Genomic DNA, 24,329 nt, shown 5'->3' with positions numbered 1-24,329 from the left:
GTTCAATCTCTCACTGCATACGGCGCGCGGTCTTGGCATTCAGGACGTTGATCCTGTCCTGCCAGAATGCGCTTGCTGTGCCGAAAACATTGTAGCCGACGTGGGTCGAGACCTTGATGCGATCGAGGATCGACAGCTCGGTCACCGTTTCCATACGCTTCGAGCTGGGATCGTAGACGATCAGCTTCAGCGGGGTCTGTTCCAGGATGAAGCGCGACACCGCGTGGCTGCGGTCGCTGCCGTGCTCCTCGCACATGATGACGCTGTCGGCCTCGAGCAGCCGGGCGCCGCCCTTGATCGCCTCGATCTCGACGCCTTCGACGTCGAGCTTGATCAGATATTTACCGTTCGGAGCGACCTTGCCGTCATCGATGAGATTGTCGAGCGCGATGACCGGCACTTCCTCGCCGCCGCCGGGACCCGCGATGCTGAACTTCTCGTGCTTGGTGCCGGACAGCCGCGCAGTGCCGCGCGAGGAGCCGATTGCCACGCGCATGCATTCGAAGCGACGGCCATTCACCGCGGCGTTGTTGGACAGTTTTGCGAAATTGTCCGACGACGGCTCGATCGCGATCGCCTTGTGGGCACCGAACGGCGCGCTCGAGACCAATACCGACCAGTAGCCGTAGTTCGCACCGCAATCGATCAGCGTGTAGTCGACATCGGCGGCGTTGGCGAACAAGAGCTCTAGCTCATCTTCGTAATGATAGGAGCGATTGAGCAGCTTGCTCCAGTAACCGTCGCCGTAGGGGAATTCGAACACGGCGTCGGCATTGAGCCTGATCGCGATGTTGCGCTCCGGCAGCGTCTTGCGCAGCAGGTTGGCGCAGGCGATGTAGCCCATATGCGAGAAGTGCGACGAGATCTTCGAGCCCGTCACCAGCGCCAAGGCAGCCGTCCGCTCCCACAGGTTGGCCCCTTCGAGGGCCCCCGAGGCACGGTCAAACTGGATCGGCGCCTGCTGGCCCATTACCGATCGACCTCTCCGAACACGATGTCGAGCGAGCCGAGGATCGCCGAGACGTCGGCGAGCAGATGGCCGCGGCAGATGTGATCCATGGCCTGGAGATGGGCAAAGCCCGGCGCGCGGATCTTGCACTTGTAGGGCTTGTTGGTGCCATCCGAGATCAGATAGACGCCGAACTCGCCCTTGGGCGCCTCGACCGCGGTGTAGACCTCGCCGGCCGGCACGTGAACGCCTTCGGTGTAGAGCTTGAAGTGATGGATCAGCGCTTCCATCGAGCGCTTCATCTCGCCGCGGCGCGGCGGCGCGACCTTATTGTCCTCGACGACGACGGGACCCTTCCCGTCAGGCGCGTTCAGCTTCTGGATGCACTGCTTCATGATGCGCACGGACTGGCGCATCTCTTCCATGCGGATCAGATAGCGGTCGTAGCAGTCGCCGTTCTTGCCGATCGGGATGTCGAAATCCAACTCGGCGTAGCACTCATAGGGCTGCGACTTGCGCAGATCCCAGGCCGCGCCCGAACCGCGCACCATCACGCCGGAGAAACCCCACTCCCAGGCTTCCTTCAGCGGCACCACGCCGATGTCGACGTTGCGCTGCTTGAAGATGCGGTTGGCGGTGAGCAGGCGGTCGAGGTCGTCCACCACCTTCAGGAACGGATCGCACCAGGCCTCGATGTCGTCGACCAGCTTCTGCGGCAGGTCCTGATGCACGCCGCCGACGCGGAAGTAGGCCGCATGCATGCGGCTGCCCGAGGCGCGCTCGTAGAACACCATCAGCTTCTCGCGCTCTTCGAAACCCCACAGCGGCGGGGTCAGCGCGCCGACGTCCATCGCCTGCGTGGTGACGTTGAGCAGATGCGACAGGATGCGGCCGATCTCGCAATAGAGCACGCGGATCAACTGCGCCCGGCGCGGCACCTCGATGCCGAGCAGCTTTTCGGCCGCGAGGCAGAAGGCGTGCTCCTGGTTCATCGGCGCGACGTAGTCGAGGCGGTCGAAATAAGGGATCGCCTGCAGATAGGTCTTCTGCTCGATCAGCTTCTCGGTGCCGCGATGAAGCAGGCCGATATGCGGATCGACGCGCGCGACGACTTCGCCGTCAAGCTCCAGCACCAGGCGCAGCACGCCGTGCGCAGCTGGATGCTGCGGCCCGAAGTTGATGGTGAAATTGCGAAGCTGTTCGGGTTGCTCGTTCATGATCAGACCTTCGGCCCTGCTTTTTCATCGCCCGGAAGGACCGGATAATCGGCCCCCTCCCATGGAGACAAAAAGTCGAACTTGCGGAATTCCTGGTTGAGCCGGACGGGCTCGTACACCACCCGCTTCTCCTGGTCGTCGTAGCGGACCTCGACGAAGCCGGTGGTCGGGAAATCCTTGCGCAGCGGATGGCCCTCGAAGCCGTAGTCGGTGAGAAGGCGGCGCATGTCGGGGTGACCGACGAAGAACACGCCATAGAGGTCGTAGGCCTCGCGCTCGAACCAGTCGGCGCCGGGGAACACCTCGATCAGCGACGGCACCTGCGTGGTCTCGTCGGCCTGGGCCTTGAGCCGGATCCGCGCGTTCAGGGTCGGGGACAGGAAGTGATAGATCACGTCGAAGCGCTTTTCGCGCGACGGATAATCCGCGGCTGTGATGTCGGTGAAGTTGATGAAGCGGCACTTCGGGTCGTCGCGGAGGTACTTGACCACCTCGACGATCCTGCTGACCTCGACATCGACCGTGAGCTGGTTGAAGGCCACCGCGTGACCGAAGGCGGCGCCCGGAAGCGCGCTCACGATCGTCTGCCCCAGGGCGTCGAGCTTGGCGTCATCCATGACGTAAAACCTTAGCGTTCGATGGTGCCGGTGCGGCGGATCTTCTTCTGCAGCAGCAGCACGCCGTAGAGCAGCGCTTCCGCCGTGGGCGGGCAGCCCGGCACGTAGATGTCGATCGGCACGATGCGGTCGCAGCCGCGCACGACCGAGTAGGAGTAGTGATAATAGCCGCCGCCGTTGGCGCAGGAGCCCATCGAGATGACGTAGCGCGGCTCGGGCATCTGGTCGTAGACCTTGCGCAGCGCCGGCGCCATCTTGTTGGTCAGGGTGCCGGCGACGATCATGACGTCGGACTGGCGCGGCGAGGCACGCGGCGCGAAACCGAAGCGCTCGACGTCGTAGCGCGGCATCGAGACCTGCATCATCTCGACCGCGCAGCAGGCAAGACCGAAGGTCATCCACATCAGCGAGCCGGTGCGCGCCCAGGTGATGAGGTCGTCGGTCGCGGCCGTGAAGAAGCCCTTGTCGGACAGCTCCGAATTGACCTCGAGGAAGAACGGATCATTGGCCCCGACCGGCTTGCCGGTCGACGGATCGAGGATGCCCTTGGGGGCCGGCGCGAGAACCGGACCGGCGGACGATGCTGGGTTCAATCCCATTCCAGTGCTCCTTTCTTCCATTCATAGGCGAACCCGACCGTGAGCACGCCGAGGAACACCACCATGGACCAGAAGCCGGTCGCGCCAAGCTTGCCGAACGCCACCGCCCAGGGAAACAGGAACGCCACCTCGAGGTCGAAGATGATGAAGAGGATGGCGACCAGATAGAAGCGGACGTCGAATTTCATGCGGGCATCGTCGAAGGCGTTGAAACCGCACTCATACGCCGACAGCTTTTCCGGGTCCGGCTGCTGGAACGCCACGATGAACGGCGCGATCAGCAACACCAGGCCGATGAGGCCCGCTACCCCTATAAAGACCACGAGTGGAAGATAATTCTGCAGAATGCCGCTCATTGACGAGCCCTTTTTCCCGCAGCCTCGGGACAGCCACGGATTCGTCCGATTTGGAATTGTTCTGAGCCTTAGCGCAGTGCACCAATGGGCGCAAGACACGCTCTTTTTAGGCCCTTTGCCGCCCCCAGAACGGTGAAAACCCCGGAATCACCCCGCGGCTGGTATGGAGCAGATCGACCGCCCCAGCAAGGGCGCCCTGATCAGCCCAAGCGCGCTGGGCCGTGACGTCCACTGTTGGGAAAGCTCACTTTATTCAGGCCGCGCCGCAGCAAAGTCCGGATTGCAACGAGGACAGGTGCCCCACCGTCATCCCAGCGACATGCAGGCAGCCGCATTCCACAGCAATGCGGCAAGCAGGCCGGTGACGGTCGCTGCCGCGCGCGGGCCAGGTTCAGCAAAGACGCGTATCCCCAGGCGGCCGATCCGGGAGCCATGCACCACGATCGGACCGGGGCTCGTCTGGCGAATACATCCACAAATGCGCCGGCCCGGATTGGCCGCGAGCGCGGCTCCGGTGACGTGGAGTGTCGTCACGCGCGCCGCGCTCGCATGAGCTTCGGGCCGGGGGGCAAAGCCCGCGAGCTCACCGATCTCTGGGGTCAAGACCAGCGGCTCGCTGGTCAGGCTCTTACGATGGCCGTTTCCCCTCGCCCGTCCTCACCATTTGTAGGAGATGCTGGCAGTGACGCGCCGGCGATCGCCGTAGAAGCATGCGCTTGCCGACGAGCAGCTTCCCACGAATATCTTGTCCGTGATGTTGGAGACGTTGAGCGCGTACCGCCAGCCCTGCCATTCGTAGTGAACCGCCGCGTCGCCCAACACGTAGGCCGGCACCTCCAGCGTGTTCATATTGTCGGCAAATGATCGGCCAACGTAGCGGATGCCACCACCAAATCCGAGCCCGGTCAACGGACCAGATTGGATCGTGTAGTCGGCCCAGCCCGAAGTGAGCTGGCTCGGCGTATTGGTCGGCAGCTTGCCGATCAGCGCGGCATTGAGGTCGCGGCTGACGAAGATGTCGTAGACCGTGTGGGACGCCATCACCTTCAGGCCGGGCATGACGTTCGCGACCGCCTCGAGCTCGATACCGCGCGAGGTCACTTCGCCGGTCTGCACCGACAGCAGCGCATTATTCGGATCGGTCGTGAGCACATTTTCACGCTTCAGGTCGAAGAACGCGATTCCAAAATGCCCGTCGAAGCCATGTGGCTGGTACTTGACGCCGACCTCGGCCTGCTTGGCCGTCTCCGGCAGATAAAGCTGGTTCAGGGTAAAATTGGTTCCGATGATCGGATTAAAGCTGGTCGCGTAGGAGACGTAGGGCGCAAGGCCGGCATCGAAATTGTAGATCAGTCCGGCGCGGCCCGAGAACGCGCTGTCGTTGCGCCCCATGTTCGCACCGATGTGGTTATCGTTATAGGTGTCGACCCAGTCGTTGCGGCCCGAGAGCACCAGCGCCAGGCGATCGAGCTTGATCTGGTCCTGCGCATAGACGCCGACCTGCTTCTGCGTCAGCGTGGCGTTCTGATACGGAGCGCCGCTGAAAGGCGCTGTCTGCGTGTAGACGGGATCGAGCAGGTTGAGGGAAGTCGCCCCGCCAAAACCCTGATAGTCGTCGATCTTGTAGTGCTTGAGGTCGACGCCGAACAACGAAATGTGCTGGAACTGACCAGTCGAGAAGCGGTACTCGACCTGATTGTCGAGATTGGCCTGATTGGCAACGCCATTGGTGAAGAAGTTGCCGCGTGCCAGATTGGCGGCAGCCGCCGTCGTCGCATAACCGAGGCCGTAGAGCGTTGCATAAGTCACGTCGACATGGGCGAAACGCGCGTTCTGACGGAGGGTGACGCTGTCCGACAAGTTGCGCTCGAACTGATAGCCGACCATCTCCTGCTCGCGCTTGAAGCTATCGACGCTGGGGTCACCGACGAAACGGCTGGTCGGAATCTTCCCCCAGGGGGCGTCGACGACGGTGCCGACATAGGGCAGGAAGCCGATGCCGCGCGTGTCCTGCTTGGAAGCGGAGGCGAGAACCGTCAGTGTGGTGTCCGCATCGGGCTTCCAGGTGAAGGACGGCGCGATGAAGTAGTTGTCGTCGGGGGTGAAGTCGACCTGGGTGCCGCCATTCTTGACCTGACCGACGATGCGATAGAACAGCTTGCCCGGCTCCGTCGCGGTTGCAACCGGTCCGCCGAAGTCGAACGAGAGATAGCCGTTGCCGAAATTGTTGACGCCGACCTCGACATAGCGGATCGGTTCAGCCGGCGGCATCTTCGAAATGGCATTGACGATGCCGCCCTGGCTCGACCCGCCGTACAGCACTGCGGACGGGCCACGCAGGATTTCAACGCGCTCCAGATTGAATGGCTGCAGCTTCCAGCTCGCATAGGACGTGTAGAAGAGCTGTAGCCCGTCGAGGAACAGGCCGATGTCGTCAGACTTGAATCCGCGGATCAGGAACCAGTCGTTGCGCGTATCGGCGCCGAACGTCTCGCCACGAACACCGGGCGAATAGCGCAGGACTTCGTCGAACTTGCTCGGCTTCTGGTCGCGGATCTGCTCGGCGCCGATCACCGACACCGACTGCGGCGTCTCCATGATCGGCGTGTTGGTCTTGGTACCGGACGAGCTGCGACCGGCGACATAGCCATTCACCGGTCCGCGCGGCGTCTCGACGAAGCCGACATTGCGCTGTGGCTGCGGCTTGCTTCGATTGGCGCTCTGCACCGAGCGCGGCGCGCGACGCTGCGGCGTCGCGGCAGCACGTCGGCGCGCTTCCGGCGCGGCGACGGTCACCGACGGCAGATTCTGCGCGCCGCTCTGCGCGGAGGATTGTGCGAACGATGCCTGCGGCACCAAAACCCAAGCGGATGCGGTCGCCAGCACGGCCGACCGCAGCATTCCAAGACTGTTCAACGCGCACCCCGAAGCTGCATGTTTGCGACGTCATGCCGTCGTTCCCCCAACGGCATGCGTTTGCGGTGACGCTTATGGGAGCGCGCGCGAATTCCCTAATTGAAAAGGTCTTAGAAAGGCTCTTAGAAACGATCCAACGTTTCCGGGGGTTACCGAGCGATCAGCGCGACACTTTTTCGGCTTCGAGCATCTTCTCGGCGGTCGCCGTGAGACGATCGATCTGCGCAAGGAGAGTCTCGAACTCGTCCTTGCTCAACTGCTCGAGCAATTGCCGATTGCGATCCTGCGCACCTGCGACGATTGCATCATGCGCGGCGAGCCCTGCCGCGGTCAGAGCGACCAGCACCTCGCGGCTGTCATTCGGGTTCGCCGATTTCGCGATCAGCTTGCGCGAAACGAGTTCCGCGAGCGCACGGCTGATCTGTCCCTTGTCCTGCCCGACGGCTTCGGCGAGCCGCGCCACACTCATCGGCGGCCGCCGGCCGAGCGAAGCGACGAGACCGAACTCGACCGAGGACAATCCGGCGAGGCGCTTGTAGCGCAGGATGGCGCCGCGCTTGAGCAGATTGGCCAGCACCATCAGCCGCGACGACAGCATCACCGTGATCGGCGCCGGCGAATGAGTTTCGTCCGCATCGGACGACCCGCGCCCGTCCCTGCTCGATGTATGGCTCATCATCCACCTCTGCCAAGAAAGCCGGGGTGTGCCAAGTGCTGGTAGCGCAACCTCCCCCGCCACTTCCGAAATGCGACCAAAAGGCATTCCAGAAGATCGTTGACATTGTCATCGAATTATTTTTCACTGGGACACCGCACCAAGATGCGAACCGGCCACCAAGGCCCGCGGCGGGAGGAACAGCATGACGACGACCCAGCGGGATCGTGATCTCGGCACGGCCTATGCGATGAAGCCGCCACACACGCGCACCGAGCTCACGTCGGTCGTGCGCGGCACGCCGATGGGCGAATTGCTGCGCCGCTACTGGCATCCGGTCGGGCTCACCAGCGATGCCACCGACACGCCGAAGAAGGTGCGCGCGCTCGGCGAGGATTTGATCCTGTTCCGCGACAAGCACGGCCGCGTCGGCCTGCTGCACGCGCGCTGCTGCCATCGCGGCACCACGCTCTATTACGGCAAGGTCGAGGAAGACGGCATCCGCTGCTGCTATCACGGCTGGAAGTTCGACACCGAAGGCCATTGCCTGGAGCAACCCTGCGAGCCCGACGGCGGCCAGTTCAAGGACAAGGTGCGCCAGCCCTGGTATCCGGTCGACGAGCGCTACGGGCTGATCTTCGCCTATATGGGTCCGGCCGAGAAACGCCCGGTGCTGCCGGCTTACGAATGCCTGGAGACGATGGACGACGGCGAGTTCGTCGAAGCTGATGACTCCTCGATCGGCGGCGGCGGGCCGGCGGTCATCCCATGCAACTGGCTGCAGCATTTCGAGAACGTGGTCGATCCCTATCACGTGCCGGTGCTGCACGGCTCGTTCTCGGGACCCCAATTCACCAACATGATGGCTTCGATGCCCGAGGTGAAATTCGACAAGACGCCGCGCGGCATCGCGGTGCGCTCGATCCGCAAGCAGGATGACGGCAAGGTATTCTACCGCGTCACCGAAGCCGTCCTCCCCACCCTGCGCGTCGTGCCGAACCCGCGCGTGGCGCAATTCGCCCGCGTCGAGTCGATCGGCTGGACGCTGCCGATCGACGACACGTCTTTCCGCATCTACGTCGCCGGCCGCGTTAAAAATTCCGGCGACATCGGCCGCATGCGCTCGAAGTTCAACGGAAAATTCTGGTGGGACATGACCGAGGCCGAGCACCAGCAATTCCCCGGCGACTATGAAGCCCAGGTCGGCCAGGGCCCGCAGACCATCCATTCCGAGGAGCATTTCGGCCAGAGCGACCGCGGCATCCTGATGTTGCGGCGCATGCTGACTGAGCAGCTCGACACGATGGCGGCCGATCGCGATCCGATCGGCGTCTCGTTCGATGCAAGCGCGCCCGCGGTCGAATTCGAAGCGGGGAACTACATCCGGAACTCCAGCTCCTTGTCTTGACGCGTTTTCTTTACGCGAACCGGCATCCGCTTCGCTCGAAAGCGCTTCAAGGCCGCCGGCTCGAATAAGGGCTGGACCGACAACGAGACAAATTGGGGGGCGCGATGGTCGATGTAACGTCACAAATGTCGGTGCAGACGGCCGCCGCGGCAAAGCCCTCGGCGCGGCGTTATTACGTGCTGGGCCTGCTCACCATCATCTATGCGCTGAACTTCCTCGACCGCACGATCTTCAACGTCCTGATTGAGCCGATCAAGAAGGAGTTTCAGCTCAGCGACACCATGATGGGCCTGCTCGCGGGCTTCGGATTCGCGCTGTTCTATTCCCTGCTGGGCATTCCGATCGCGCGCGTCGCCGACCGGCTCAACCGGCGCAACATCGTCGCCCTCGCCTTCGCGTTCTGGAGCGCGATGACGGCGCTGTGCGGCGCGGCTTCCAGCGTGACCTCGCTGGCGCTGGCGCGTATCGGCGTCGGCATCGGCGAATCCGCCGGCTCGCCCGCCTCGCAGTCGATCGTCGCGGACCTCTTTGCCAAGAACGAGCGTCCGCGTGCGCTCGGCATCTACGCCATCGGCACCTATCTCGGCGTCTTCCTCGGCTATTTCGTCGGCGGCTACGTCAACCAGCATTATGGCTGGCGATCGGCGTTCTATGTCGCGGGCCTGCCGGGCATCCTGCTAGCCGTGCTGCTGTGGATGACGATCTCCGAGCCGAAGCGCGGCGCCATGCAGGAGAGCTTCGTGCCCGAACCGCTCGGGCCGACGCTGCGTTTCCTGGCCTCGCAGCGGAGCTTCGTCATCGTGCTGATCGGCTTCTGCCTCACCACCTACACGAACTACGCGACCGCGGCCTGGATCCCGCCGTTCCTGGCCCGCGTGCACCATCTGTCGAGCGTCGAGATCGGCACCTATGCCGGCACTTTCAAGGGGCTCGCCGGCATGGCCGGCACCCTGCTCGGCGGTTTCGTGGTGGCGCAAGTGAGCCGCCGCGACGATCGCTGGAAGCTGTGGGCGCCCGCGATCACTTCTGGGCTCGCTGGCCCCGTGTTTGCGCTCTGCATGCTGACGCAGGATTTCACGATGATGGTGGCGATGCTGGCGCTGACCTCGTTCCTGGTCGGCTTCCATCTCGGCCCGATCTTCGCAATCGCCCAGACGGTGGCCAAGCCCAGCATGCGCGCGCTCGCCTCCGCCCTGATCGCACTCACCGCGACCTGCTTCGGCCAGGGCGTCGGCCCGCTCGCCGTGGGCGTGGTCAACGACGCCCTGAAGGGCGCTTACGGCGCCGACGCCGTGCGCTATTCGCTGCTCTCGGCGGCCGTCACGACCACGCTGGGCGCTCTCCTGTTCGTCTGGGCGGCGCGAACCATCCGCACTGACATCGAGCGGGCGGGCTAGCCGCCCATGAACGCCAGCATGTCCGCGGTCAGGCGCTCGCCGTGCGTCAGCGGCAGCGGATGCGGGGCGCCTTCGTAGACGGTCAGCTTGCTGCCCTTGATCAGCTTCGCGGTCTTTGCACCGGTCAATGGCAGCGGCGCGCTGGCATCCTTGTCGCCATGGACGATCAGCGTCGGGCGATCGATCCTGGCGGCTTCCGCGCGCAGATCGGCGAAGGCGATGGCCTTGCGGCAGGCCAGCGCCACCGGCAGCGGCACGCTCAGCATCATCTCGCGGATCCAGGTCCTCGTGATCTCGGGTGTCTCGGCAGTGAAGAACGGCGCTTCGTTTGCCGCAATCCATTTCGGGAAGTCGCGCGCGATGGCTGCGTTGTCGGCCTCGATCATCGCCTTCGGAACCGCATCCGGATTGTCTTCGGTCTTGACCAGGAACGGCGTCGTCGGCGCAACCAGCACCAGCCTTGCGATCCGGTCCGATCCGTATCGTCCGAGATAGTTCACCGCCTCGGCCGTCCCCATCGAGAAGCCGACCAGCGTCACGTCGCGCAGGTCGCGCGCCTCGATCAACGCGGCGACGTCGCCGGTCAGCGTGTCCAGGTCATAACCCGCGGACGGCATCTCGGACCGGCCATGCCCGCGCCTGTCGGGCGCAATACAGCGAAAGCCTTTTGCGTTGAGGGCGGCGATCTGGCTGCCCCAGATGCTGGCGTCGAATGTCCAGGCCGACAGCAGCAGCACGGGTTGTCCGCTGCCCCAATCCTGCACGAACAGTTTTGTGCCGTCCCTGGCCGTCACAAAAGACGGCCGTTCATTCTGCTGGGCCGCTGCCGCTGGCGTGCTCGCACCGGACGCTGCCGCGAGGGCAGTCCCAAGCAAAGTGGCTTCGAGGACGGTTCGACGGTTCATCGCGCTTCTCCATTGCCGATTTCTTGGCCGATCGGTCGGCCCATCGGTCGCGGCCGATGGAAACGATCATGACAAGGCGGGATCGCCTCCGCGATTACGCGCCAGGTAAGACCGCGTAAGGCCCTTCGGCCGCCCCCAGGGAGAAACCGGCTAATCGGCCAGATGAAACCATTTTGCGGAACCCGCGAAACCATCCGGAAACAGACGGTCCTTAAGACAAGAGCCATAGACGGCGGCAAAGCCCGTCGGGAGGCTCAGATGAACCACTCAATTCACTCTGCTGATCGCGGTACCCACCTGAAGATCGTGGTGGTGGCACTGGTGGCTGGCATTCTGGTCACCGGCTTCGGGATCGCGGCCCGCACCAATGCCGATCTCAGCCAGACCGCCCAGTCCACCCACGTCATCAAGGCCGGCAAGCCGGTGGCGGTGACCAGCGCGGGGACGTCGGAGATTCGCTGACACGCCCTGTTCCGGGCTGACCAATGGCCGCCTCCGGGCGGCCTTTTCGTTTTCCAAAGCAATACTTAGCCGGGGCACCCCGGCAAAGCGCAACATCCTTGACTTCACCAAGCCCCGCCTTTAAGTCCCCCCTCGTTCCGCGCGCTTTCAGCGAACCACGCGGGAGTAGCTCAGTTGGTTAGAGCGCCGGCCTGTCACGCCGGAGGTCGCGGGTTCGAGCCCCGTCTCTCGCGCCATTTTGGCAATCCCTTCATAGCCTTAGACCAAACTTCTCGACGCCTTTCGCGGCTGTGCCGGCGATTGCCGGCGTTCGTCGGGAACGCGCGGCATAGTCAGCCCGCGCCCGAATCGTCTAGGCCTTCCACGACTTGGAGGGATCCCCACGATTTCCCGGCTTTTCCGGGCTTCCCTTGTCATTGGACCATCGAGGAGGCCAGACTTGGCTAAGAAGGATTCGGCGAAGAAAGCAGCCGCTCCCGTCACCATTACGCTGAAACACCTCGCCGCCGACATTGCGGAGAGCCAGGACATGTCGAAGAAGCGCGCCGAGGCCGTCCTGACCGACATGGTCGATCTGATCACCAAGCACCTCAAGAAGGGCGACCGCGTCCGGATCGTGGGTCTCGGCATCCTCCAGGTCCGCAAGCGCGCCGCCCGCACCGGCCGCAATCCGGCCACCGGCGAACCGATCCACATCAAGGCCAGCAAGAAGGTCGCCTTCCGCCCGGTCAAGGAACTGAAAGAGGCGATCTGATATTACGTTTTGTTAAGCCTGATCCGGCGTCGCCCCGGCCGCAACGTGGCCCGCTTTTCTGGTATACCGCCTACTCCCCCTCACGCCCGGCGGTTTGATCAGAAATGTCCTCCCTCCCCTTTTCGCACACCGTGACCGAGCGCTTCCTGCGTTACGTCACCATCGACACCCAGTCCGATCCGGACTCCCCGGCCTCGCCCTCGACCGAGAAGCAGAAGGATCTCGGCCGCGTGCTCGCCGCCGAACTGCAGGCCATGGGCGTCGCGGACGCCCATCTCGACGACTACGGCTACGTCTACGGAACGATCCCGGCCAACACACCGAAGAAGGTGCCGGTGATCTGCTTCTGCTCGCACATGGACACCTCGCCCGACGTCACCGGCAAGGACGTCAAGCCGCAAATCGTGAAGAACTATCGCGGCGGCGACATTACGTTGCCGGGCGACACCAGCCAGGTGATCCGCTTCGCCGAGCACCCCGCGCTTAAGAACCAGATCGGCAACGACATCATCACCACCGACGGCACCACGCTGCTCGGCGCCGACAACAAGGCCGGCGTCGCCGAGATCATGGATGCCGCGCATTTCTTCATCAACAACCCCGACGTGAAGCACGGCACCATCAAGATCCTGTTTACGCCGGACGAGGAGATCGGCCGCGGCGTCGACAATGTCGACATCAAGAAACTCGGCGCCGATTTCGGCTACACCATGGACGGCGAAAGCGCGGGCTCCGTCGAGGACGAGACCTTCTCGGCTGATGGGGCCACCATCACCATCAACGGCGTCAGCGCCCATCCCGGCTATGCCAAAGGGAAGATGGAGCACGCGATCAAGATCGCGGCCGCCATCGTCGAACGTCTGCCCAAGGAAGGCTGCTCGCCGGAAACGACCTCGGGCAAGCAGGGTTTCCTGCACCCGATCGGAATCGACGGTGCGCTGGAGCAGGCGACGCTCTCCTTCATCGTACGCGACTTCACCGAGGAGGGACTGAAGGAAAAGGAAGTCCTGCTCGAGACCATCGTCAAGGACGTGATGAAGGACTATCCGCGCTCGACCTACAAATTCGAGGTGCGGGAGCAGTACCGCAACATGAAGCAGGTGATCGACCGTCACCCGCACATCCTCGAATACGCCATCGAGGCGATCCGCCGCGCGGGCCTGCGCCCGATGCGCACGGCGATCCGCGGCGGCACCGACGGCTCGCGGCTGTCCTTCATGGGCCTGCCCTGCCCCAACATCTTCGCCGGCGAACACGCGTTCCACTCGCGCTTGGAATGGGTCAGCCGCCAGGACATGGAGAAGGCGGTGCAGACCATCGTGCACCTTGCGATGATCTGGGAGGAGAAGGCGTAGCACCGCTGGTCAACGCTATGTGGCCGGGATTGCTCCCGGCCATCATCCTGCAGGTTACGGCACCGGCATCGCGCGCGGACTGCGATGGAAGCGGTTCGAGCTTGCCATCCAGTTCGGCAGAGGTTCGCCATCGCGGTGCCGGCCGCCGGCAACTGCAGCAGCCCAGGCCACCGCGGCACCGATCAGCGCCGCCGCCGCAACGGAAAAGGCGACGATGACCGAGTTGCGCCGCGCGCGGCTGATTGCCGTGTGGGCGTCCGCGACCACCGCATCGACCCGCCGTTCGGAGTCCGGCGCAGCCAAGCCCGTCGCCGCGGCGACCTGCTGCACGAGATAGGTTCGATCATCGGTGCTGACGCCGCTATGGCTCGACGATGTCATCAGGATGCGTCCGGCCTCGGCGCGGGTTTCCCGCATGTCGGTGCCGGGAGGCCGCCGCGGCGCGCGGAACAGCTTGTCGAGCTCGTAGCTCAACAGCGGCTCGGCGGGGGTCGCATTCGCGCTCGAGATGCGCATCGGCGAACGGTCGATCGCCGATGCGCCGATGAGTGCCAGCAGCCCGGCGCCGATCAGCACGGCCAGGGCCCAGGACGTCAGCCCATGAAGACCGTCCCGGCGCTCGCCGTCGTCCTCGATCGTCGCCAGCGCGGGCGCCGGACGCGCTGTTCGGCCGGCGATATAACCGCCGAAGCCGAAGCTGACGATCGCCTGGACGATCAGATACAGCCCGGAAAGCAGAGCGAGCGCCGCCGATGCATCGCGCCAGGTCGGCGAGGCCGAACTGACACCGAGGCCGACTGCAACGCCAAAGCCGACCAGGATGAACGACATCGCACCGGCGGCCAACGCGCCTGCGAGGACCGAGCTCCACTGGATGCTTCGGCGTTCCTCGGCAGCGCCGCCGCCGGCATCCATGATGTCTTCCCGCGCGAGAGTTTCCATCGCCATCGCCGCTCCCTCAGCGCAGGCCGAAGAACGACAAGATCGCCATGATCACGACGATCAAGCCGATCAGATAGATCAATCCGTCCATAGTCCCATCCTCCTCACATGCTCCGGGGCGCTAATGAGAGGGGCTGCCGAACGTTCCTAATTTTTCTGCCGCCGGCAGGAACGAGCCGCCTGGCTGCGGGTTGCCCGTGCGAATCCCAAGGATAAAAATTGTGAGCACAAAAGGCCTCAGCCGGTCAGCCCCGGGCTGGGGCCTTTTTGTATCCAGCAGCGTGCGACATCGAGTTCCCCACACGTAACACTATTGCGGGTCGACACTGTTCCGGCCGCCATGCTACCGCAGGCGGATCAGGAACCCGAGTGCAACAGTGACTTCGATCCGCCGAGCCTACAGCCTTTATGACCTGCGCCACTGGCGCGGGCTCGTGGCTGTCCTCGTTGCGGCCATGTACCTGCTGTCGGGCGCGCTCCATGGCGCGCACGACATCGATGTCACGAGCCCCTCCGGCGGCTCGGAGATCGCCGCGATCCTCGACGACGGTTCCGCCGGCCATGGCGATCACAAGGGGCTCGGTGGCCATCACTGCCATGGCTGCTTCTCGATCGCTGTCGCACAGCCGCTGCATTCAGGAGCCGCGGGCGACATCGTTGCCGCACCGGTCGCGCAGAAGCAGCCGACGCTCGTCGGCATCGCACCCGACACGACATCCCCACCCCCCAAACATCTGACCTGAACCGATCAGCCGGGCGCCCACGCGCCCATCTTGCTTTTGTTCACAGGTCATCTTCATGTCTTGCAGACGAACTGCCGCGCGCCTTGCGTGCGCGATGGCGATTCTCGTTGGCCCCTGGCTGACGCAGCACGCGCACGCCCAGACCCTGACCATGCGCGCCGCACTGTCGCGCGCTCTGGCGGCCAGCCCGCGCCTGACCGCGGCGGAGCGCGATGTCGGTATCGCCACGGGCCAGCGCATCCAGGCGGGCGCCCTGCTCAATCCGGAACTGTCCTACGAGCAGGACAATTCGCTCGGCTCGGGCATCTATCGCGGCACGAAATCCGCCGAAACAACGCTCCAGATCAGCCAGGCCTTCGAGCTGTTCGGCAAGCGCGATGCGCGGATCGCCGCGGGCGCAGCCGGCATCGAGGTCGCCGCGATCCAGCGCAAGGCTGTCCGGCTCGAGGTGCTGTCGGAGACCGCGATCGCCTTCCTCGGCGTGCTCGGCGCCCAGCGGCGGATCCATATCCTCGACGAGCAGATCGAAGCCATCGACCGGCTGACGCCGCTCTTGCGCCGGCGCGTCGAAGCCGGCGCCTCCTCGCCGGCCGAAACCGGCCGTGCGGAAGTGGCATCCGCACTGGTGAAGGCCGATCGCGAACGCTTCAAGGCGACGCTGGCCAGCGCCCGGCGCGAGCTTGCGGTGCTGATGGGAGACCCTGCCGCAAAATTCGGCGAGGTCTCGGGGCGGCTCGACACCATGGGACGGCCGCCGACGTTCCAGTCGGTCGTCGCCGCCATCGATGCCAATCCGCAGCTGGTGCGCTGGACCGCGATTTATGCCCAGCGCAACGCCGAGCTGCTGATGGCGCGGCTCCGGCCCTATCCCGACGTGCGGATCGCCGCCGGCTGGCGCCATTTCAACGAGACCAATGACGACGCGGTTCGGCTCACCGTCTCGGTGCCGATCCCCGTGTTCGACCAGAACCAGGGCAATATTCTCTCCGCGCAGGAAAGCCTCGCCAAGACCAGGGCCGAGCGCGAGGCCAACCGCAACACTCTGATCGTGGTCGCCGGCCGCGCCTACGACTCGCTCCAGGGCTCGCTGCGCGAGCTCGCGGTGCTGCGCGAGACCGCCATTCCCAAGGCTGCGGAAGCTTCGGAAGCCATTTCCCAAGGCTATGGCCAGGGCCGCTTCACCCTGCTCGAAGTGCTCGACGCCCAGGCGAGCGTCGCCCAGGCGCGGCTGCGCGAGCAGGAAGCGCTGCAGAATTTCCACGCGGGTGTGGCGACCATCGAGGGCCTCGTCGGCAATCCCTTCACGCTGGCGCGGGAGAGCGCACGATGAAGACCTCCTCTGCCATTCTCGTCGCCGTCGTGGCCGCCGCGCTCGGCGCCTACGGCTATTCCCTGCTCGCACCGGTCAGGGTCACGCCCGCCGAGCATGCCGCGGATAAGAAGCCGGAGAAGCCGAACGACCATGTCGAGCAGGACGAGCACGGCGCCGACCGCATCCGCATCTCCGACGTCAAGCTGGCCGCCGCGGGCGTGACGCTGGCGGAAGCCGCCAGCGCGACGCTGACCGACACGCTCGCCTTCAACGGCATTTTGCGCGCCAACCAGGAGGCGGTCGTTCAGGTCACGCCGCGCTTTCCCGGAGTTGCAAAATCGATCCTGAAGCGCATCGGCGACAAGGTCGGCAAGGACGATCTGCTCGCCACCATCGAGAGCAACCAGAGCCTGACCGTCTACGAGCTCAAGGCGCCGCTCGCGGGCACCGTCATCGAGCGGCAGATCTCGCTCGGCGAATACGCCTCCGAACAGAAGCCCGCCTTCGTCGTCGCTGACCTGTCCTCCATCTGGGTCGATCTGTCGATCTACCGGCAGGACCTGAAGCGCGTCCGCCTCAACGACGAGGTGCTGATCGATCCCGACGACGGCCGCGGCGAGATCAAGGGCACGATCTCCTACATGGCGCCGATCGGCAGCAGCGAGACCCAGACCGCACTTGCGCGCGTGGTGCTGCCAAATCCGGACGGGCGCCTGCGGCCCGGACTGTTCGTCACGGCGCGGCTGATCCTCGCAGCGCGCGACGTCGCGGTCGCCGTGCGCAAGAGCGCAATCCAGACGCTGGAAAACAGGACCATCGTGTTCGTTCGCGAGGACGGCGACAAGATCGAGGCGCGCCCGGTGGAAACAGGTGATTCCGACCCGAGATTCGTGGAGATCCGCGCCGGCCTTTCGGCCGGCGAGCGCTACGTCGCCGAGAACAGTTTTGTGGTCAAGGCGGAGATGGGCAAGGGAGACGCCGACCATGATTGACGCGCTCCTCGGCTTCTCCCTTCGCCAACGATGGCTCGTGGTCCTGTTCGCGCTCGCAGCCGGCGCCTTCGGCGCCTGGAATTTCACCCGCCTGCCGATCGACGCGGTCCCTGACGTCACCAACGTGCAGGTCCAGATCAACACGCGCGCGCCGGGCCTGTCGCCGCTCGAATCCGAGCAGCGCATCACCTTCCCGATCGAGACCGCGATGGGCGGGCTGCCCAAGCTCGAATACACCCGCTCGATCTCACGCTATGGCCTGAGCCAGGTCACCGTCGTATTCGAGGACGGCACCGACATCTATTTCGCGCGGCAGCTCGTCAACGAGCGCATCCAGCAGGCAAAGGACCAGCTTCCAGCCGGAACCGAGGTCGCGATGGGGCCGATCTCGACCGGCCTTGGCGAGATCTATGTCTACTCCGTCGAGGCCAAGGCCGGCGCGAAGTCACAGACCGGTGCCGAGTTCACGCCGACGGAGCTGCGCACCATCCAGGACTGGATCATCAAGCCGCAACTGCGCACCATTCCGGGCGTGATCGAGGTCAACTCGATCGGCGGTTACGAGCGGCAGTTCCACGTGCTGCCGATCCCCGGCCGGCTGATGGCCTACAAGCTCGGCTTTCGCGACATCATGACGGCGCTGGCCGCCAACAACGCCAATGTCGGTGCCGGCTATATCGAGCGCAACGGCGAGCAATATCTCGTCCGCGCCCCGGGCCAGGTCGCCAATATCGCGGAAATCCGCGACATCGTGATCGGCTCGCGCGGCGGCGTCCCGGTGCGCATCCGAGACGTCGCGGACGTCCAGGAAGGCCACGACCTGCGCTCGGGCGCTGCGACCGCAAACGGCAGCGAAACCGTGCTCGGCACCGCCATGCTGCTGATCGGCGAGAACAGCCGCACGGTAGCCCAGCGCGTGAAGGCGCGGCTCGCGGAGGTCGCGAAATCGCTCCCTGATGGCGTGATCGCGCGCGCCGTCTATGACCGCACGCACCTGGTGGAAGCCACCATCCAGACCGTCGAGAAGAACCTCATCGAGGGCGCCGCGCTGGTTATCGCGGTGCTGTTCCTGATCCTCGGCAACATCCGCGCTGCGCTGATCACCGCCTGTGTCATTCCCCTTTCCATGCTGTTCACGATCACGGGCATGGTCGAGAGCCAGGTCAGCGCCAATCTGATGAGCCTCGGTGCGATCGACTTCGGTATCATCGTCGACGGCGCGGTCATCATCGTGGAGAACTGCCTGCGGTTGCTCGCTGCCGAGCAGCACCGGCGCGGCCGGCTGCTGTCGCTCGAAGAGCGGATGGAGACGATCCGCGCCGGCAGCAGCGAGGTCATCAAGCCGAGCCTGTTCGGCACGCTGATCATCGCCGTGGTCTACCTGCCGGTCCTGACCCTGACGGGGACCGAGGGCAAGATGTTCACGCCGATGGCGCTGACCGTGCTGATGGCGCTTGCCGGTGCGGCGCTGTTGTCGATCACCTTCGTCCCGGCCGCGGTCGCGATCTTCGTCACCGGCAGGATCTCGGAGAAGGAGAACATCTTCATGCGAGCGGCCAGGCGCTTCTACGTGCCGCTGCTCGATCGCGCCATCCGCTACCGCGGCAGCGTCGCTTTTGGCGCCATGCTGATCGTCGCCGGCAGCGTCTTCGCCGCGACGCGCATGGGCGGCGAATTCATCCCGAGCCTGGATGAAGGCGACATTACCATCGAGACCATCCGGATTCCCGGCACCAGCCTGACCCAGAGCGTCGACATGCAGCTTCGGCTGGAAAAGGCGATCAAGCAGGTACCGGAGGTCGCGACCATCTTCTCCAAGATCGGCACCGCCGAGATCGCCAACGATCCGATGCCGCCGAATATGACCGACACCTATGTCACGCTCAAGCCACGCGACGAATGGCCCGATTCAGGCAAGCCCAAGGACGAGGTGGTCGCCGAGCTCGAACGCGCCGCCAACACCCTGCCCGGCACGGCCTATGGCATGACCCAGCCGATCCAGATGCGCTTCAACGAGCTCATTGCCGGCATCCGCAGCGACGTCGGCGTGAAGATATTCGGCGACGATCTCGACGTGCTTGCCGGCATCGCCCAGCAGGTCAACGGCGTCGTCCACGCCATCGAGGGCGCGACCGACGTCAAGACCGAGCAGATCGCGGGCCTGCCGATCCTCACGGTGAAGCTCGACCGCCAGGCGCTGTCGCGTTACGGCCTCAGCCTCAACGAGGTGCAGAACCTCGTCGAGATCGCGATCGGGGGAAAACCGGTCGGAAAGCTGTTCGAGGGCGATCGCCGCTTCGACATCGTAGTGCGGCTGCCGGAAAGCCTGCGGGCCAACCCTGAAACGATCAAGTCCTTGCCGATCCCGCTGCCGCCGGGCGAGGATGCACCGGCGGTCACCAAAACCGCATGGCCGGGCGGAAACGCAGCGCTCCGCTACGTGCCGCTGTCCTCCGTCGCGACGATCGAGATCGCACCCGGCCCCAACCAGATCAGCCGCGAGAACGGCAAGCGCCGCGTGGTAGTCATGGCCAACGTTCGCGGGCGCGACCTTCGCTCCTTTGTCGCCGAGACCCAGAACGCAGTGGCAGAGAAGGTCAAGCTGCCGCCCGGTTACTGGATCGGCTGGGGCGGACAGTTCGAGCAGCTGGTCTCCGCGACCAAACGGCTGACGATCGTGGTGCCGGTGGCGCTGCTGCTCGTGTTCCTGCTGCTGTTCATGGGCATGGGATCGGCGGCCGATGCGGCTCTCGTGTTCTCCGGCGTGCCGCTGGCCCTGACCGGCGGCGTGATGGCGCTGCTGCTGCGCGGCATCCCGCTGTCGATCAGCGCCGGTGTCGGCTTCATCGCGCTCTCCGGCGTCGCCGTGCTCAACGGGCTCGTCATCATCACCTTCATCGAGCGGCTGCGCAGCGAGGGGCGTCCCGTCCCGGAGGCCGTTCGCGAGGGCGCGCTGACGCGGCTGCGTCCGGTGCTGATGACGGCGCTGGTCGCCTCGCTCGGCTTCGTGCCGATGGCCCTTGCCACCGGGGCCGGAGCCGAGGTGCAGCGGCCGCTCGCGACCGTGGTGATCGGCGGCATCATCTCCTCGACCGTGCTGACGCTCCTGGTGCTGCCTGCACTCTACCTGCTGTTCCGCCGTGACGCAGGCACCGAAACGCCTACAATGGGACCTGATTTGTTAGCTTCCGGGGAGCGGTAGATTTGGGCAGCCACGACCATCACGGTCATCACCATCATGACCATGCCGGCCACGATCATGGGCACGGTCACGACCGCAGTCATGGTCATGGGCATGGGCATGGGCATGATCATGGTTTTGGCCACACGCATGTCCACGCGCCCGCCAGTTTCGGCAGGGCATTCGCGATCGGCATCTCGCTCAACACCGCGCTGGTCGTGGCCGAGGCCGTCTACGGCTATATCGGCAACTCCACCGCCCTCCTTGCCGATGCCGGCCACAACCTTTCCGACGTGCTCGGCCTGGTCGTGGCCTGGGGCGCATCGATCGCGGCAAGGCGCGCGCCGAGCGGACGTTTTACCTACGGCCTGCGCGCCTCCACCATCCTGGCGGCGCTTGCCAACGCGGTCTTCCTGCTGGTCGCGACCGGCGCGATCGGCTGGGAGGCGATCTTGCGACTGCGCGAGCCGGAGCCGATCGCGGGCCTCACCGTGATGGCGGTCGCCGGCATCGGCATCCTCGTCAACGGTTTTACGGCGATGCTGTTCGCGCGCGGACGCAAGGACGACATCAACATCGAAGGCGCCTATCTGCACATGGCCGCCGACGCCGCGGTCTCGCTCGGCGTCGTCATCTCGGCGGCACTGATCATCTGGACCGGCTGGCTCTGGCTCGATCCCGTCACCAGCCTCGTCATCTGCGTCACCATCCTCTGGAGCACGACCAGCCTGCTCCGCGCCTCCATCGACATGTCGATGGCGGCCGCGCCCAAAGGCACCGACCTTGCCGCGATCAGGACGTTCCTGCTGGCGCGCCCGGGCGTGTCCGCGATCCACGATCTCCACGTCTGGCCGATCTCGACCACAGAGACGGCGCTGACCTGCCACCTCGTCATGCCCGCCGGCACCGGCGACGGATTCCTGATGGAGACCGCGCAATTGCTGAAGGCCTCCTTCCGCATCGGCCACACCACGCTTCAGGTGGAGACGCATCCCGACAATGGCTGCGCGCTGGCGCCGGATGATGTGGTGTGAGGCCGCTTGCGCCGCAAAGTCACGCGCTCGCCCGGCCCGCCGTGTCCCCGGCGCGGCTGCGAAAAGCCCTGATCCGATCGAACAGCAAGCTCGCCAGCATGGCGCTCGAGCCGCCGAGGAACGGAATGGCGTAATACGCGTAGCGATTAAGCCCATAAATGAGAAACGCCGGCAACGCAGCGCTGGCCAGCGCGAGCAGGACCATCAGCGTGCCGACGGCAACGAGGCCGCGAGGGCTCCGGCGAATGAAACCCGCACGGCCCGCCGGGACACCGATCAGCAGGACGAGAGCGAGACACAGTGTCGCCGAGGAGAACCACACGATCGGTCCGGCACGGTCATCGTATTCGGTCGACACCTTCACCCCGCAGCAGAACGCTACCAAGTCCGAACTCGGCGCGTAGCCATGCCCCATGAGTTGGCTCAGTCTGAGCTGCACCTGATCCGCGGTCGGCAGAAGCCGAGACAGCGGCCACCAGGGCTTGTAGTAATCATGAACCAACTGGCCGGATTTGAAGCCGGTCGGACTGCCGAAGAAGGGATACGTATCCCGGTTGACGAAGAACTCGTAAGCTTGCGGATTGGGCGTCCGCCGCGCCACCGAATTCGCATCGAAGAGCAGAAAATACATTTCCCGGAGGAAGTGCCTCGTGACATGCCGATAGAGCGTTGACGGCGTGGTCAGCGTTTCGATGAATATGTCACGCACGACCCTTTCAAGGTCGGCATCGCTGTCTCCGGACCGCTTCAGCCGCTGCAGGGCGCCGAACGGCCATTGATATTCACCATTGTCGGCCCATCCGTTGCGGGTGTCTGCAGCCCGCATCTTCTGAACGAACTCCCTGGCCTGCTCCTTCCGCTCAAGATGAACGCCGTGATCGAAATCACCGGAATAGCCGACGACGAAAGCCATCACGGCAAGGGTCTCGTTGCCTGCGGCAGGTTTTCCAATCACGAAGTTGACGACAGCCGGGGTGAGATAGACGGCCGAAGCGAGAAAGACCGCAAGTCCAAGCACGCCGAGCCGGCGCAGGAACCGGGTGTCCAGGGTCGAAGCCAGCCACAGCAGAATGACAGCGGCCTGGCCTATCGCCGCCGAGCGGCAAACCATCAGCGCCCCGAGCACCAAGCCCACGCATGCCGAAGCGAGGAACGCCGGCCAATTGCGCAACGCTGCTCCGGCGGCAAAGAAGGCCGCAAGGCTGACCAGAAAATTGGAGATCGTCTCTGCGCCGATAGTGTTGTCATAGTGGATGATGCGGCCATGCAGCGCCGCAAGGGCAAAGGCCAGAAGCGAGAAGAAGCGGGGCGCGCCGGCAAAACGCACGATCGCGGCGACGAGGAGAGCGGTGCCGACGCTCATCAAGTGCTGCGCGATGACGAAGACCAGGATGTGGGGGCCGAACATCTTGGACAGCAGCACAAGGAAGACGGCAACCCCGTACGGACGCTTCACCGCGTCCTCGATATATTGGCCCCTTAGAATCGATTCTGCCTGAATCAGGTAGGGCCCGCCGTCCTCGTGGATGAAGTGATCCGGCCAAGCCACGAGGAAGGCGAGGTGAATCATCAGGGCCAGGCCGATCACGCAGACCCAGACCCAGAACCACGCGACGGAATTCGTCCATCCGAGCCATCCAGGGGAAAACTCCCCGCGCCCGCCCCGTGCTCCATCCATTTTCAATGCCCGCCTTCGCTATCTTTGCTCGCGGATTGATCGGGCGACTGCGCCGGGCGCGTGCCGGACACGGTCCAGCTATAACCATGCCGGTGATAGAGCTCCACACCGGCGAATCCGGCATCGGACAGCAAGGCCTGCGCCTCGTCGCGGGTATAGTATTTCGCATAGGAGGGGTTCAGCTGGTCGTAGATGGTCAGGCGACGAACCGAACGCGGAAACTTTGCCAGGACGGAACGCATGTAGTTCCGCATCGGAAGAGGAAGAATCCGGCGGAGACCGATATAGGTCGTCAGCGCGAATTCCAGCAGATGCGAGAGCGCGACCAGCATCCCGTGCGGCATTCGAACCGTGACCTTGCGCAGCGGGATCGCGATCGACAGATAGGTCTCGTTCCCTTCAAAGCCGTAGAGCCACACGATGCAACGTCCGCCAGGGCGCAGCGCCCCGAACGCAGCCCGGACGACAGGGCTTGGCGCGGGAATGTGGTGCAAGACACCCATCGAGACGACGTAGTCGAGATCCAGACGGGATGGCAGCTGGTCGCCGGGCACATGGAGATAGTCGATGCGGTCAGCACGGGCGACGGTGTTGGTCTTGAGGACCTCGAATGCCGCGGAGGGCTCGACCGCGACGACGCGATCGGCCCCGGCGTCGAGCAGCATGTTGACGATACGTCCCGTGCCGCTTCCGATATCGGCGACCCGCGCGCCCTTGACGTCATCGAGCGTCAGCAGTGGACCGAACAGATCGGCGAGCAGCTCCGCCGAACCATAATAGCCAGGGTTGTCCCGGAAGGCCGTCCACTGCTCTCCGAAATCGTCGATCGTTTGTCGCTTCAGGTCCGGCATCGGCGC

At 64.6% G+C, this 24,329-nt stretch carries 22 protein-coding genes and 1 tRNA gene; 11 read left to right on the top strand and 12 right to left on the bottom strand.

Translation table 11 applies throughout. The features are described from left to right. Nucleotides 1-10: 10 nt before the first annotated feature. The 8 genes from NR187_RS18125 to NR187_RS18090 all read right to left on the bottom strand — a co-directional run bounded on the left by NR187_RS18125 (nucleotide 11) and on the right by NR187_RS18090 (nucleotide 7,330). Nucleotides 11-970: an FkbM family methyltransferase gene (locus tag NR187_RS18125; RefSeq protein ID WP_256807197.1), complete on the bottom strand. Its 960-nt coding sequence runs from the start codon at nucleotides 968-970 to the stop codon at nucleotides 11-13. Continuing rightward, nucleotides 970-2,166, bottom strand: a complete 1,197-nt coding sequence (locus NR187_RS18120; protein WP_211386028.1) for an NADH-quinone oxidoreductase subunit D — start codon at nucleotides 2,164-2,166, stop codon at nucleotides 970-972. The genes NR187_RS18125 and NR187_RS18120 overlap by 1 nt, the downstream gene beginning before the upstream one ends. A gap of 2 nt (nucleotides 2,167-2,168) precedes the next feature. Then, nucleotides 2,169-2,783: an NADH-quinone oxidoreductase subunit C gene (locus NR187_RS18115; RefSeq protein WP_256807196.1), complete on the bottom strand. Its 615-nt coding sequence runs from the start codon at nucleotides 2,781-2,783 to the stop codon at nucleotides 2,169-2,171. An 11-nt stretch (nucleotides 2,784-2,794) separates the two neighbouring features. Further along, complete coding sequence (locus NR187_RS18110; protein WP_256807195.1) at nucleotides 2,795-3,382, bottom strand: NADH-quinone oxidoreductase subunit B family protein; 588 nt, start codon at nucleotides 3,380-3,382, stop codon at nucleotides 2,795-2,797. Further along, a complete protein-coding gene (locus tag NR187_RS18105) occupies nucleotides 3,373-3,738 on the bottom strand; it encodes an NADH-quinone oxidoreductase subunit A (protein WP_007603535.1) in 366 nt (121 codons plus the stop codon). The genes NR187_RS18110 and NR187_RS18105 overlap by 10 nt, the downstream gene beginning before the upstream one ends. 306 nt (nucleotides 3,739-4,044) lie before the next feature. Next, nucleotides 4,045-4,341 carry a hypothetical protein gene (locus NR187_RS18100; RefSeq protein WP_256807194.1) on the bottom strand — a complete coding sequence of 99 codons (297 nt, stop codon included), beginning with the start codon at nucleotides 4,339-4,341 and terminating at the stop codon, nucleotides 4,045-4,047. Nucleotides 4,342-4,395: 54 nt separating this feature from the next. Further along, nucleotides 4,396-6,639, bottom strand: coding sequence for a TonB-dependent siderophore receptor (locus NR187_RS18095; RefSeq protein WP_256807193.1), 2,244 nt, complete (start codon nucleotides 6,637-6,639; stop codon nucleotides 4,396-4,398). Between the two features lie 175 nt (nucleotides 6,640-6,814). Continuing rightward, complete coding sequence (locus NR187_RS18090) at nucleotides 6,815-7,330, bottom strand: MarR family winged helix-turn-helix transcriptional regulator (protein WP_211386023.1); 516 nt, start codon at nucleotides 7,328-7,330, stop codon at nucleotides 6,815-6,817. Nucleotides 7,331-7,514: 184 nt separating this feature from the next. Between NR187_RS18090 and NR187_RS18085 the strand changes: the two genes are divergently transcribed. Further along, the gene (locus NR187_RS18085) at nucleotides 7,515-8,717 is read left to right on the top strand and encodes an aromatic ring-hydroxylating dioxygenase subunit alpha (protein WP_256807192.1); all 1,203 of its coding nucleotides are present in this window, start codon (nucleotides 7,515-7,517) and stop codon (nucleotides 8,715-8,717) included. A 104-nt stretch (nucleotides 8,718-8,821) separates the two neighbouring features. Continuing rightward, on the top strand, nucleotides 8,822-10,114 hold the full coding sequence (locus NR187_RS18080; RefSeq protein WP_256807190.1) for an MFS transporter: 1,293 nt from the start codon (nucleotides 8,822-8,824) through the stop codon (nucleotides 10,112-10,114). Here the strand turns inward: NR187_RS18080 and NR187_RS18075 are convergent. Next, the gene (locus NR187_RS18075) at nucleotides 10,111-11,019 is read right to left on the bottom strand and encodes an alpha/beta fold hydrolase (protein ID WP_256807189.1); all 909 of its coding nucleotides are present in this window, start codon (nucleotides 11,017-11,019) and stop codon (nucleotides 10,111-10,113) included. The two genes, NR187_RS18080 and NR187_RS18075, sit on opposite strands and share 4 nt — an antisense overlap. 258 nt (nucleotides 11,020-11,277) lie before the next feature. Between NR187_RS18075 and NR187_RS18070 the strand changes: the two genes are divergently transcribed. The 4 genes from NR187_RS18070 (at nucleotide 11,278) to pepT (ending at nucleotide 13,590) form a co-directional block, all read left to right on the top strand. Then, nucleotides 11,278-11,481, top strand: a complete 204-nt coding sequence (locus NR187_RS18070) for a hypothetical protein (protein ID WP_211386021.1) — start codon at nucleotides 11,278-11,280, stop codon at nucleotides 11,479-11,481. A gap of 159 nt (nucleotides 11,482-11,640) precedes the next feature. Beyond that, a tRNA-Asp gene (locus tag NR187_RS18065) sits at nucleotides 11,641-11,717 on the top strand. Between the two features lie 203 nt (nucleotides 11,718-11,920). After that, nucleotides 11,921-12,235: an HU family DNA-binding protein gene (locus NR187_RS18060; protein WP_256807188.1), complete on the top strand. Its 315-nt coding sequence runs from the start codon at nucleotides 11,921-11,923 to the stop codon at nucleotides 12,233-12,235. A gap of 104 nt (nucleotides 12,236-12,339) precedes the next feature. Continuing rightward, a complete protein-coding gene (pepT, locus tag NR187_RS18055) occupies nucleotides 12,340-13,590 on the top strand; it encodes a peptidase T (protein ID WP_211386019.1) in 1,251 nt (416 codons plus the stop codon). A gap of 54 nt (nucleotides 13,591-13,644) precedes the next feature. Here pepT and NR187_RS18050 read toward each other — a convergent pair whose 3' ends face one another. Then, complete coding sequence (locus tag NR187_RS18050) at nucleotides 13,645-14,538, bottom strand: hypothetical protein (protein ID WP_211386018.1); 894 nt, start codon at nucleotides 14,536-14,538, stop codon at nucleotides 13,645-13,647. Between the two features lie 371 nt (nucleotides 14,539-14,909). Between NR187_RS18050 and NR187_RS18045 the strand changes: the two genes are divergently transcribed. From NR187_RS18045 to NR187_RS18025, 5 genes are read left to right on the top strand one after another with little or no spacing between them, the layout of a single operon-like run. Further along, the gene (locus NR187_RS18045; protein WP_372703160.1) at nucleotides 14,910-15,275 is read left to right on the top strand and encodes a hypothetical protein; all 366 of its coding nucleotides are present in this window, start codon (nucleotides 14,910-14,912) and stop codon (nucleotides 15,273-15,275) included. A 55-nt stretch (nucleotides 15,276-15,330) separates the two neighbouring features. Then, nucleotides 15,331-16,605 carry a divalent metal ion exporter subunit IhpA gene (gene ihpA / locus NR187_RS18040; protein WP_256807187.1) on the top strand — a complete coding sequence of 425 codons (1,275 nt, stop codon included), beginning with the start codon at nucleotides 15,331-15,333 and terminating at the stop codon, nucleotides 16,603-16,605. After that, entirely contained in the window at nucleotides 16,602-17,579 is a 978-nt protein-coding gene (ihpB, locus tag NR187_RS18035) for a divalent metal ion exporter adaptor subunit IhpB (RefSeq protein ID WP_211386016.1), read from the top strand. The genes ihpA and ihpB overlap by 4 nt, the downstream gene beginning before the upstream one ends. Continuing rightward, the gene (locus NR187_RS18030; protein ID WP_256807186.1) at nucleotides 17,572-20,781 is read left to right on the top strand and encodes an efflux RND transporter permease subunit; all 3,210 of its coding nucleotides are present in this window, start codon (nucleotides 17,572-17,574) and stop codon (nucleotides 20,779-20,781) included. The genes ihpB and NR187_RS18030 overlap by 8 nt, the downstream gene beginning before the upstream one ends. A gap of 2 nt (nucleotides 20,782-20,783) precedes the next feature. Beyond that, nucleotides 20,784-21,794, top strand: coding sequence for a cation diffusion facilitator family transporter (locus NR187_RS18025; protein WP_256807185.1), 1,011 nt, complete (start codon nucleotides 20,784-20,786; stop codon nucleotides 21,792-21,794). Nucleotides 21,795-21,813: 19 nt separating this feature from the next. Here NR187_RS18025 and NR187_RS18020 read toward each other — a convergent pair whose 3' ends face one another. Both NR187_RS18020 and NR187_RS18015 read right to left on the bottom strand, forming a co-directional pair. Beyond that, a complete protein-coding gene (locus NR187_RS18020; RefSeq protein WP_256807184.1) occupies nucleotides 21,814-23,382 on the bottom strand; it encodes a hypothetical protein in 1,569 nt (522 codons plus the stop codon). 92 nt (nucleotides 23,383-23,474) lie between these two features. Beyond that, nucleotides 23,475-24,323 (bottom strand): bifunctional 2-polyprenyl-6-hydroxyphenol methylase/3-demethylubiquinol 3-O-methyltransferase UbiG, encoded by an 849-nt coding sequence (locus NR187_RS18015; protein WP_256807183.1) that lies wholly within the window; start codon nucleotides 24,321-24,323, stop codon nucleotides 23,475-23,477. Between the last annotated feature and the right edge of the window lie 6 nt (nucleotides 24,324-24,329).

This window comes from Bradyrhizobium sp. Bra64, assembly GCF_024519875.1.
Taxonomy (GTDB): Bacteria; Pseudomonadota; Alphaproteobacteria; order Rhizobiales; family Xanthobacteraceae; genus Bradyrhizobium; species Bradyrhizobium japonicum_G.
Note: the sequence above shows the minus strand (reverse complement) of the source record. Positions and strands in the feature narration are given on the sequence as shown.